8 protein-coding genes and 1 pseudogene are annotated in these 9384 nt (G+C 59.6%); 7 read left to right on the top strand and 2 right to left on the bottom strand.

What is annotated here, in order from left to right; translation table 11 throughout:
- Positions 1–209 precede the first annotated feature (209 nt).
- Together AWB81_RS49305 and AWB81_RS37910 are read left to right on the top strand one after the other, a co-directional pair.
- Complete coding sequence (locus tag AWB81_RS49305; RefSeq protein ID WP_510183682.1) at positions 210–677, top strand: DUF5372 family protein; 468 nt, start codon at positions 210–212, stop codon at positions 675–677.
- A complete protein-coding gene (locus tag AWB81_RS37910) occupies positions 674–2773 on the top strand; it encodes a recombinase family protein (RefSeq protein ID WP_062643182.1) in 2100 nt (699 codons plus the stop codon). The genes AWB81_RS49305 and AWB81_RS37910 overlap by 4 nt, the downstream gene beginning before the upstream one ends.
- Here AWB81_RS37910 and AWB81_RS37915 read toward each other — a convergent pair.
- Positions 2770–3138 (bottom strand): hypothetical protein, encoded by a 369-nt coding sequence (locus AWB81_RS37915; protein WP_144444311.1) that lies wholly within the window; start codon positions 3136–3138, stop codon positions 2770–2772. The two genes, AWB81_RS37910 and AWB81_RS37915, sit on opposite strands and share 4 nt — an antisense overlap.
- A gap of 132 nt (positions 3139–3270) precedes the next feature.
- Entirely contained in the window at positions 3271–5073 is a 1803-nt protein-coding gene (locus AWB81_RS37920) for a tyrosine-type recombinase/integrase (protein WP_235026117.1), read from the bottom strand.
- Here AWB81_RS37920 and AWB81_RS47560 point away from each other — a divergent pair.
- The 5 genes and pseudogenes from AWB81_RS47560 to AWB81_RS37950 all read left to right on the top strand — a co-directional run.
- Positions 5053–5196, top strand: a pseudogene (locus tag AWB81_RS47560) (phage integrase family protein); the annotation flags it as partial. The gene AWB81_RS37920 and the pseudogene AWB81_RS47560 overlap by 21 nt on opposite strands.
- Positions 5197–5377: 181 nt before the next feature.
- Positions 5378–5881: a hypothetical protein gene (locus AWB81_RS37930; protein WP_062643187.1), complete on the top strand. Its 504-nt coding sequence runs from the start codon at positions 5378–5380 to the stop codon at positions 5879–5881.
- Positions 5882–6307: 426 nt separating this feature from the next.
- A complete protein-coding gene (locus AWB81_RS37940; RefSeq protein WP_087135469.1) occupies positions 6308–6583 on the top strand; it encodes a hypothetical protein in 276 nt (91 codons plus the stop codon).
- Positions 6584–6928: 345 nt separating this feature from the next.
- On the top strand, positions 6929–8140 hold the full coding sequence (locus AWB81_RS37945) for an arabinose transporter (RefSeq protein ID WP_235026118.1): 1212 nt from the start codon (positions 6929–6931) through the stop codon (positions 8138–8140).
- 244 nt (positions 8141–8384) lie between these two features.
- Positions 8385–9278, top strand: coding sequence for a LysR family transcriptional regulator (locus AWB81_RS37950; RefSeq protein ID WP_062643191.1), 894 nt, complete (start codon positions 8385–8387; stop codon positions 9276–9278).
- Positions 9279–9384 lie beyond the last annotated feature (106 nt).

Genomic DNA, 9384 nt, shown 5'->3' on the forward strand with positions numbered 1-9384 from the left:
AATGACTGATCACCTTCCTCCGGATTCACTGATCACGTTAAACCGGAATCGGTGATCACGTTCGCCGAAATACGCACTGCGTCGCTGCCAGGTTCGGAAAACTCCCCTTTTTCTCCAACATCCGGCCCAGGCGCAGGTTTGCCGCTTCGATTTTGTGAACCGGAAGCGGGACCAAGCAACATTCAGCATACCGATTGAAGTTTGTCACCATGGAATATCCATGGCATCCATTGCACGGCCAGCAACTTCAGGTGGTTCGTCGTAAGGGACGTGGCGCCGCGGAAGTGATTCATGTAGAAGTCCGCAACGGGCTATCCCGGGAATTGCCAGGATGGATGTTTGACAAGGCGCGGTGCGAAACGATGTCGTTGGGTTCTCCGGAAGTTGCCCTGAACGCATTGGTGGAACTGCGAGACGTTCTCGCGTGCGAAACGACGCTGTCGCCCGATGGTGGATCATCGTCTTCCTTGATTCGAAAACGGGAAGGTAATTCAGATGAGACCATCGTCGATGACCCCAAGGAAGCAACTGGCTCTATCACTGGAACGGGAAGAGCCGTTGCTTCTCCTCCCGGCGCCAACGCACGAAGAACTGATACAGGCCGTAGCCGACCTACTGCTGGAAGCGCTGGGCACCTCTGTGGAGAACGAGGATCAGACGCGGGAGGCCGGCGATGAATTCTAAAATCAGTTCCGCGCATCTGGGGCGAGACGCCGTCGTATACGTTCGTCAATCGTCACCTGGTCAGGTGCATAGCCACACGGAAAGCAAGCGACGTCAGTACGATCTTGCCGAGTCCGCGCGAAAGACCGGTTTCGCCAACGTTACTGTGATAGACGATGACTTGGGTCGTTCAGGGTCTGGGCTTACGGAGCGGCCCGGATTTCAGAAACTGGTCGCTGCAATATGTGGCGGTACAGTTGGTGCGGTATTCTGTATCGAGGCATCGCGACTTGCGCGCAACGGCCGTGACTGGCATCACCTCGTCGACCTGTGTGCCTTGACTGGTACGCTAATTATTGATCCCGATGGCGTACACGATCCGCGGCTGACGAACGATCGCCTTTTACTGGGCCTGAAAGGATCAATGTCGGAGTATGAGCTGAGTCTGTTACGTGAGCGTGGAATTGCTGCACGCGATGCGAAAGCTGCACGAGGGGAACTTAGATTCTCATTGCCGCCAGGATACTGCTGGAATGAGTTGGGGAAAATTGAACTGGACCCGGATGAACGCGTCACGGAAACAATCCGCCTCGTGTTCCGTCGGTTTCGAGAGCTGGGCAGCGCCCGTCAGGTGTTCCTGTGGGCCAAGCTGGAGAAGCTCCAATTGCCCGTTCTGAGGCAGAGCGCGGTTGGCAACCGGATTGCGTGGCAGTCACCTGCCTATCACAACGTAATCAAGCTATTGCAGCACCCGGTCTACGCTGGAGCTTATGTATTTGGCAGGAAGAGTGCCGAGACTCATGTTGTTGATGGGAGAGCGAGAAAAGGTAGTGCCCGCAGCAAGCCCATGCAGTCGTGGAACGTCTTACTGAAAGATCACCATCCAGGCTATATCACCTGGAATGAGTTCGAGGAAAACCAGCGGATGATTGCCGAGAATGCGCATATGCAAAAGCGAATGTCTCGCAAATCTGCGCGGGGTGGCCGCGCGTTGTTGGGCGGCCTTGTAAGATGTGGTCGATGCGGCCGGATGATGCGGGTCTTCTATGGGATGAGATCGGGGCAAGCGCACCGCTACCAGTGCCGGGGTGACGACAGTCACGTTGGCGCCGGACTTTGCATCGGCATCGGCGGCGTACGTGTCGACAAGGCCGTAGCCACTCAACTGCTGGAAGCGGTTTCGACATATGCAGTAGACGCAGCAATAAGAGCGAGTGAAACGCGGTCCCACGCGGATGATGAGGTGCGAAAAGCATTGACGCGCGAAGCGGAGGAAGCGCGCTATGAAGCCTCGCTGGCAGAGCGTCGCTACGAGGCCGTCGATCCTGGCAAGCGGCTGGTCGCACGTGAGCTGGAAGCGCGATGGAACGCCGCACTTGAGCGCGTCGCTGAGCTCCAGAATCGCATCGAACATCTTGATACGAAACTTCTTGCGAATCCGGAAATCGACCGGGAGCGATTGATGTCACTCGCACACGACTTGCCGACTGCATGGAACGCATCAGGCGCCACCCCGAGAACCAGGCAACGGATAGTACGGGTTCTTATCCAGGAAGTGGTGATTGATCTGGACGACTCGTCCAATGAAGCTGTGCTTGCAATCCATTGGACCGGAGGGCGACATACTGAGGTGCGTATCGCGCGGATACGCGGTGGCCGCTATCCCGATACCGAAGCACAGACGCAATACGGGTCGGTGGAGGTCATGCGCAAACTCGGTGGCAAATGGCCGGATCGCGACCTGGCCGTGACAATGAACCGGATGCGCTGTAAATCCTCCGACGGCAAGACCTGGACAACGGTGAGGGTACGGGAGTTGCGCGAGAGGCTGGGAATCGCAGCCTTCGATCCAGCATCTAACGATGGCGAATTGATTAGCGTCGAGGAAACGGCCCGGCGCCTGCAGATCTGCGTTGGCTCCGTTCACCGTCTCATTGATGAAGGGATCTTGCCCGCCTCACAGCTCATGCCGTGTGCCCCGTGGCAGATACCGGTGGCGTCGCTGAGTTCCGAGGCCGTGCAGATAGGCGTGCGGGGTGTGATTGAGAGAAGGCCACGGAACTTCGAGGCGCTGCAAGACGAAAAGACGTTGAGGCTACCAGGATTCTAACCGGAGAGATGCATTATGAAACTCGATCGCGACGCCAATTGCGCGTCATACGCCCGCAGGACCGCTTCGATGACTTCACAGTGCGACGGATCGAGCCGCCACTCATCGGCCGTTACGGCGTGGTGGATGCACGCCTTCAATGCAAGCTCGGCCGCGAGAAACGTCTCAAACAACCCGTTTCGTTTCTCCGCCTCGTTCGCGAAAAACGTCAAGTAGAGCGTTTTCAAGAGCTCGCTGGCGAGATCTTCGTTGCCATGTCCTTGCCGTAGCGCGGCCAGCGCCAGATGGCTTTTCAGCGACAGCGTGCGCGCCTTGCCCGGTGCGATCGGCAACAGCTGCTCCCGCGAGAGCGGTGTGCGGCGCATCGGCTTCGCTGGTTTCGATTTTTTCGACATGACATGCGTTCGTCACGGTGACGATTTTGAGCAGGACGTCGCTTTCTGCAGCCTCTTCGTTGCGGCTCGGATGGGCCTCAGAGAAGCGCCGTTATTGGCACACTACTCGTTTGCCGAGCCGCGTTCTGTGCGCCGCGCATAATAGCCGGCGACTTCCTCGAGCACGCGTTGTTTCTCTGCCTGCACATAGATCGTGGTGGTCGCGAGCGAGGCGTGACCCAGCACCTTCTGTACGACATCGACCGGCACCTCATCGGCGACCGACTGGGTACCAAACGTATGCCGGAACGCATGGGCATTCGCCTGACCGAGCCGCGCACGTTCATCGAGGCTCAACCCATCCATCGTCTCGACAAGCGTTTTTAGCATCCGGCCGATCAGTCGATTCAGTCCATCGGCTGTATAGCCGGCCTCTTCGATTTCGAGAGCATCGCCACGTTGCATCCGATGCCGACGACGCGATGCGTCGGTCCACGGAATGATGACGGGGCCAAGCAGCGGTCCGCGAGGTGCAATGCTCGGTGCCCCTGCGCTACCGATTGCGGCGCCGTCGAAATCCCTGCCGCGATCGGCCCAATGCTCGCGCATTGCCTCGAGCGTGGCGACGCTCACCGGCACTGTGCGCTCGCGCTGGCCTTTGCCGACGATCGTCAGCTCCCACACGGGCCGTGCCAGCGTGCCGTAGACCGACGGTTTCAGATTCTCCCGACGGGCGGACGCGGCCTCCTCACGCCGCAGACCCGAGTCCCCCATCAGCAGGATCGTCGCGCGCATCGCGCGCCACTGCGAAGTCGAGCGGCTATCGCCCTCCTCCGCGCATCGCATATCGAGCTCGTTGCGCAGGCGTCGCCATAGATCCGCCGGCAACGCGCGCTCGATCTTCATCGCGCTCGCGCGCTGGATGACCGGCGGATCATTGACCGCGATCCACGGATTGCCGGCCAGATAGCGCACGTCGACCCACCACGCGAACGCGGCGCGAAGCGCTCGCACCGCGTAGCGTTGAGAATCGGCTGAAAGCGCGGCCGACCCGTCCGCCGTCGAGGCGAACGGTCGCCAGCGCGGCGACTGACGCGCGAAGCGCTCGCCGACGAAACGCGGATCGGGACTTTTCAGAAAATCCTTGTACGCCTCGCAGTCGTCGACCCGCAGGTCACTGAGCGCTTTGCCGCGCAGCACCACCGCCCACAACAAGAAGCGCTCGAGTTCCTTGGTATACGCGCGCAGCGTTTTCGGCTGATCACGGTAGCGGTTCAGATACGCGCGCAGCGCATCGAGGTCGTGCTTCGCCTGGATATAGCAGAACGCGGTCGAGCGGTTTTCGCCGTCGGCACCCGACAGCGCGTGCGGCACCGACAGTCGTTCCAATGGCGCGAGCGTCAGGCGACGCGGTGATTGGTCCGCCCCGCGGCTCGCCCCGTGATTCGACGCGAGATCCGGTACGACCTCAACCAGTGCGGCCGCCACCAGCGGCACGCCCTCTGCCTCGATTCTGATTACCAGAGAGTGCAGGGGCCCGTGGCACAAGGCACAGACGGATTTCCGGATGCAGAGGTGATTGAACGCTCGATCGGCCCGACCCCCGTCCCGGAAAAGCTCACCGCAGAGAAGCTGACCCTTGAGCGCGGTTATACGGCGAAGGATTTCACCGCACTGCGCGCGTATGTGGAGCGCATCGCGCCCGCAGTGATCGCCCGCACCTACTACGATCCGGACGCCGATCCGCACGCGGCGAGCCCCGGTGCGATGGAACGACACCTCGCCAGGATGCTCGACACGCTGGTGCAGTTGGCGATCGCGCACGGCTCGACGGTGCTCGCCGATCATTTGCGCGCATCGATCAAACAGCATGGCCGACCGAAGTTGACCGCGGTCACGTTCCGGATGGTGACCGAAGCGGCGCAACTCGCCGCGGCAGCACCTCACCCCGATCACGCGATCGGCGCCTGGCTGCGGCCACGCGTGGCGCGCCGACTGAAAGGCGAGGGGATCACGACGTTGGGTGGGCTGGTCGCGTTCTGCAACCGGCGGGGCAGCAGTTGGTGGCGCTCGATCCCGCGCATCGGTCCAGGCCGCGCACGCGTGATCGACGTCAGCGCCGTGTTCGCCTGCCCCATAAACACCTCGGGCCAGGTGCCGCACAAAATCTCAAACGCGACGCGCGCGCCGTGCAGTTGCTTCGCGAGCCACAGATCTTCGAACTGCCCAGATGCTCAAGCGGATCGGGACCGCGGGAATGGATGGTTACATTGCGGCCATGCGAGCCATCATGCACGGAGCCATGGCGCTCTACCTTGCGCGTTATCTGAACGTCCCACCGGCCCGCATCCCAGGCGAGGACAACGATCAGCTCGACGACCTTCCCGTAGATGAGAAGGCCATTCGCGCTGCCTTGCTCGAAGCATTCGACCGGCAGCGACAGGTTGATCTCGCTGCAAGGCTGGTCGTGCGGTACCTTACGCTGGGCCACCCGCCAGAATTGCTGATCGCCACGCTGGTCTTTGCGGTGCTGCGCGAAGACGCAGGCTTCCACGCCTATCAGATGCTCGAAGCCGGCGTACGGCAGTTTTTTGCTTGGGGCAATATTGACGAGGGCCAGCATGTCCTCGTTGCGGTCGCCCGTTATCTCGCTGCCCATTCACCGACTGAGCGCGGGACCCTGCAAACTGCCGACATCGCGCAGCGGTTGATGCGAGGCGGCGAACTGCATTAAGGCAGGCGCTACACCGTTGCGACGGTGCGAATCCGATCCACAGGACGTCATTTATTACATAGTACTCCTAGCTAGTGATGACGATACTATTTAAGCGAAATCTCGTGTGGGAAAACGCTGCTTTGCATTGGCTATAAGGAGAATGAGACTTTGGCCCGGCTGGTTTCTCTTCCACGGCTCCGGTCCCATGTCCTCAAAACGCGCGTCGATATGGCCGATCGAGCTCGCGACAACCGACAAGACATTGACAGTGCGCGAAGAAGACGGGGAGTTATTGATGAACTCAGTTCATAAGCCTATGTACCGTACCGTGTTCAAAAACCGATAATAAGGGTATACGCTTGAGTCATCGCGATGTAGCTGTCAGCCTAGTAGAACCGCTGCGCAACTTCTCGTCAAATATCAACGCATCTTGGAGCGTGTGTCATGAACACCAAAGTATTCGCAACTCTCTTTTTCATCGGTTCCAGTGCATTCGCTGGGTCAGCTTTCGCTAGCGGCTACGGTCCGGCTCCGTTTTACCGGCCGGCGGTCGGTGCGCCGAGCTCACAGCAAGGACCGAGCGCGCAAACAATTGCTGCCGAAACCGCGCACGGCACCGATACGTATAGTTTTGGCAGTTCGCGCGACACGCAGACGCAATCGGGTGCCCGGCGCGTTGAGGGCACAAGCAACACCACTTCGTCGTCGGTCAGTAATTGAAAAGCCTCCGCGAGGCAGGCTTGTCATGTGAACGCCTGGCGTAGAGGTGGGCGCTTGCAGGAGGTTTAACGAGTGTGACTCGCGAGAAAGCGATATTTATCTGGAGCATGATGCCTTAAGCCATTGACAAGGGCCGTCATCGACTTGAACGCGCAGGGCTTCCAATGCGGTAGAAGACCCAAGCGTGGTTCCGACACGGAGCGGATTGTTTGATGACCGCTCTGCCGCCGACCCCGCGCGTTTTATGTCAGGCATGACGTTTCGAGTGGGCCGACGGACCGGGCATGTGAACCCATTTGCTCGCCAATAGTGCACAAGTGGTCAGATCGCCCACGAGAAGAGAGGGTGAAGACAAAGAGCATGTTCGAACCACGTTTAAAGGAATCAGCCGGGCATTCGGCTGTTGTAACCCTATTCCCGATAATGACTGCTGTGCTGGCCGGCTTCCTGATCATTGGCGTGGCGCTCCCCGTACTGCCTCTACATGTCATAAACGATCTCGGATTCGGACCACTGGTTGTTGGACTGGTGGCGGGTGCACAGTTCGCGGCAGCGCTGCTCTCACGTATTTGGGCGGGTTCCTACTCTGACAGGCGCGGTGCAAAGCACAGCGTCTTCGTCGGCCTGCTCGCCGCCGGGGCGGCCGGACTGTTATATCTTCTGTCGCTAGCATTTCTAAAAGCACCCCTGGGTTCTATTGCGATTCTGCTCGTCGGTCGTGCGGTTCTCGGCGGTGCCGAGAGCTTCATTATCACCGGTGGCATCGCCTGGGGGTTGGGTCTCGTTGAAAGGCAGCATGCTGGCAAGGTGATCGCTTGGGTCGGAACTGCGATGTTTGCAGCGATGGCGCTGGGTGGTCCTCTCGGCTCCATTCTTTACACATCATTCGGGTTCGTCGCGATAGCACTGATGACCGCCCTTCTGCCCCTGTTCGTTTTCGCATACGTGAGCCGGACCCCGGCAGCCGCACTGCCCGGTCACGGACAGCACGCTTCTCTCAGTGCGATCCTCAGAGTTGTTTGGCTGCCCGGTCTCGGCGCGGCGCTCGCCAGCATGGGGTACTGCGCGATTTTGGCGTTCAGTTCGCTTTTCTTCGCGGACATGCATTGGCAGCCGGTATGGATGGCCTTCACCGTATTCGGCGCTGCATTGATCGCGACGCGCACCATCGCTGGGCATCTTCCAGACCGGTTAGGAGGCGCACGAGTTGCCTTCATATTCGTCATCGTGCAGGTAGCGGGCCTCTTAATCATGTGGCTAGCAAAGACAACGCTGCTCGCGTCCCTAGGGGCCGCCCTTTCAGGCGTCGGCTATTCACTCGTCTACCCAGGGCTCGGCGTCGAAGCAGTTCGCACGATCGCATCCAACAATCGCGGCATGGCGATGGGTCTCTATACGGCCTTTCTCGATGTGGCGATGGCTCTGGGCAGCCCCTTCCTTGGATGGGTCGGCGGACATGCCGGCCTGCGTTCAGTGTTCCTAGCCAGCGCCGCGATAGTTGGCTGCGCCGCTGCCGTGGCCATTTTTCTTCAACGTCGACAACACGTGAGTGCATGATCGATCGCAGACTATCGCTATCAAACTCCTCGTCAGATTGTTACCCGTGAACATTGCCTAGGATTTCCCCACAACGAATGTGCAATTCGTTGAAGCGCTTTACATTCATGACCGTACCTGATTAAAGTGGCGAAGCGCCGCTGTTGTCATGACCCCGACTCATAAGTCTGGGTCGCGGTAGCAGCGGGTTCGCGCACGAAGAGTTCGGTGCGCGAGTGATTCGACTACACGGGCGCCTGGCGCAATGGCACGTGAAAACTTTAACGACATCCTCGTCTTTCTCGCAGTCGCGCGGGAGCGCAGCTTTACACGTGCTGCCGCGAAGCTTGGCGTCTCCCAATCCGCACTGAGCCATACGATTCGTGACCTGGAATCGCGGCTGGGCATTCGCTTGCTCACCCGGACGACGCGCAGTGTGTCGATGACCGAAGCCGGAGAGGACCTCTTTCGAACCGCCGCACCGCGGGTCGAGGAAATCGATGCCAAGCTGTCGGCCTTGTCAGAGTCAAGGGAAAGACCTGCAGGCATCGTTCGCATCACCGCCACCGATCATGCGATCGACGCCATCGTTTGGCCGAAGGTGCGCAGGGTGCTGCGCGACTATCCGGAAATACAGGTGGAAATGACAGTCGACTACGGGCTCGTCGACATCGTGGAGGACCGATACGACATGGGCATACGGTTTGGCGATCAGGTTGCCAAAGACATGATCGCCGTGCGCATCAGCGCGGACATTCGTATGTCCATCGTCGGCTCGCCCGCGTATTTTGAACGCCGGCAATTGCCACGCTCACCGGAAGACCTGCTCAAGCACGACTGTGTCGCGCTGCGCCTGACGACGACCAAAGGCCTTTATGCCTGGGAACTTCAGAAAGGCAAGCGTTCGGTTCAAACCCGCGTGAGTGGACAGACCATTTTCAACTCGCAACCGCAAATGATCCGGGCCGCGATCGACGGCTACGGTTTGGCGTTCGTTCCCGAGGACGCCGTGCTACCGCACATCCAGAGCGGTGAATTGCGGCCGGTGATGCGCGACTGGTGCCCGGCATTTCCGGGCCTTCACGCCTATTACCCGAGCCGACGCCAGAGTTCCAAAGCATTCTCTGTAATCTTGGAAGCGTTGAAACAGCCGCTGTAAAGTCGGACTACTGCCTTGGGGCTAGCTTAGTCGGTCTTGCAGAATCGCGCGAAGCCAAGCGCAGCGTGCGGATAGGTGCAGATAAGCAGTTGCGAAACTCCCAGTT

The organism is Caballeronia arationis (assembly GCF_001544975.2).
In the GTDB taxonomy this organism is placed as follows: domain Bacteria; phylum Pseudomonadota; class Gammaproteobacteria; order Burkholderiales; family Burkholderiaceae; genus Caballeronia; species Caballeronia arationis.

Excerpts from the sequence above, each read along its gene's own strand:
- AWB81_RS49305 (WP_510183682.1), top strand. The coding sequence starts at position 210 with ATGGAATATCCATGGCATCCATTGCACGGCCAGCAACTTCAGGTGGTT.
- AWB81_RS37910 (WP_062643182.1), top strand. The coding sequence starts at position 674 with ATGAATTCTAAAATCAGTTCCGCGCATCTGGGGCGAGACGCCGTCGTA.
- AWB81_RS37915 (WP_144444311.1), bottom strand. The coding sequence starts at position 3,138 with ATGCGCCGCACACCGCTCTCGCGGGAGCAGCTGTTGCCGATCGCACCG.
- AWB81_RS37930 (WP_062643187.1), top strand. The coding sequence starts at position 5,378 with ATGCTCAAGCGGATCGGGACCGCGGGAATGGATGGTTACATTGCGGCC.
- AWB81_RS37940 (WP_087135469.1), top strand. The coding sequence starts at position 6,308 with ATGAACACCAAAGTATTCGCAACTCTCTTTTTCATCGGTTCCAGTGCA.
- AWB81_RS37950 (WP_062643191.1), top strand. The coding sequence starts at position 8,385 with ATGGCACGTGAAAACTTTAACGACATCCTCGTCTTTCTCGCAGTCGCG.